This window comes from Kitasatospora sp. NPDC088346 (assembly GCF_044740765.1).
Lineage (GTDB): Bacteria > Actinomycetota > Actinomycetes > Streptomycetales > Streptomycetaceae > Kitasatospora.
This window is the reverse complement of the sequence record NZ_JBIURH010000184.1, coordinates 1-1,385: the sequence shown is the minus strand read 5'-3', so window position 1 is coordinate 1,385 and position 1,385 is coordinate 1. Positions and strand designations below refer to the sequence as shown.

Here is a 1,385-nt window from a genome sequence, read left to right as displayed (position 1 = left end):
CTAGTACTGCAATCACAGTTATGGGGTATGGCCTCGGCGCTTGTAGTGACTGATGCGGGCCCGGGTCTGGCTGAGGCGTCGCCACCATGACCAGCGCAGATGATGCATCGGAGTGAGGTGGCGGGGCCGGAGGACCAAGCCGATGAGGCGACGGATCTCCGCGACGGACAGCGGAATCAGGTCGTTTTGTCCTAATCGACGGCCCCCCTTTCCAGCTCGTGGGCGCGGATCGCGGTCAGCGCGGCGAGAGCGGCCATGGACAGGGTGATGTGCCGGTACCAGGCGTCGTAGCGGCGGACCTGGTAGTGGTCCAGGCCGCACTCGTTCTTCGCGACCTGGAACGACTCCTCGATCGCCCACCTCGCCGCGGCGACCTTGACCAGGTCCTTCAGGCGGGTGGCGGCGGGTCCGTAGCAGACGTAGTAGGCGATCTCGGTGGGATCTTTGACCGAGCGGCGGGCCAGGACCCAGTGGCCGACGCCGTCCTCCCACACGGGGCGGATCGCGGCCCTGGCCCAGTCGTAGACCCGCTCACCGTGGGAGCCCTTGCCGCCGGACAGGCGTTTCCAGGCCTGCCGCGGCAGCGCCGCGACCAACTCGTCGACCCGGACCTCACGCCACCCGGTCGTGATCACGGTGTCGTTGACCTTGGTGGCCAGCACATACCCGATGCCGCGTTGCTCCAGCCAGACCCGCAGGTGCTTGACCTGCCCGTAGGCCTCGTCCGCGGTCACCCATGCGAACGGCACCCCGGCGTCGATCGCACGTTGCAACATCCACCGGAAGTGCTCGTTCTTCGTCGCGAACGGCACTTCGTCGGGCACGCCGACGGCCCGACAGCGCTCGCGGTCCTCCGTCCAGGAGGCGGGCAGGTACAGCTCCCGGTCGATCAACGCGCGGCCCTTCGAGGAGGCGTAGGCCAGGAACGTGCCGATCTGGGAGTTCTCCGTCCTGCCCGCAGTCCCCGTGTACTGGCGCTGGACCCCGGCCGACCGCGAGCCCTTCTTCAGGAAGCCGGTGTCGTCGCCGATCAGGACCCCGTCCTTGGCGCCGATGGTCTCCACGACGAAGTCCCGCACATCGTCACGGACACCGTCCGCGTCCCAGTCCGCCTCGCCCAGCAGACGCTGCATCCCGATCGGATGCCCCTCACCCGCCCGCTCCGCGAGCGTCCACCCGTTCTTCCGCTCCAGCGGCGCGATCAGCCCCGCCATATACGTCAGAGCACGTGCACGTGGCTCCGACCTCGAAAAACGCGACCCGAACCGCGCATGCAGAGCACCCAACACTTCACGCCAGGCCTTGACCTGACCCACCCCGAGATCCACAGACACGAGCCAACCCAACCACAACAAGCCCACCCATAACTGTGATTGCAGTACTAG

1 protein-coding gene is annotated in these 1,385 nt (G+C 67.4%); it reads right to left on the bottom strand.

Features of this window, described 5'->3' with window-relative positions; all coding sequences use genetic code 11:
- Nucleotides 1–191: 191 nt before the first annotated feature.
- Nucleotides 192–1,316: an IS701 family transposase gene (locus tag ACIOFR_RS42340; RefSeq protein WP_401006190.1), complete on the bottom strand. Its 1,125-nt coding sequence runs from the start codon at nucleotides 1,314–1,316 to the stop codon at nucleotides 192–194.
- Nucleotides 1,317–1,385 lie beyond the last annotated feature (69 nt).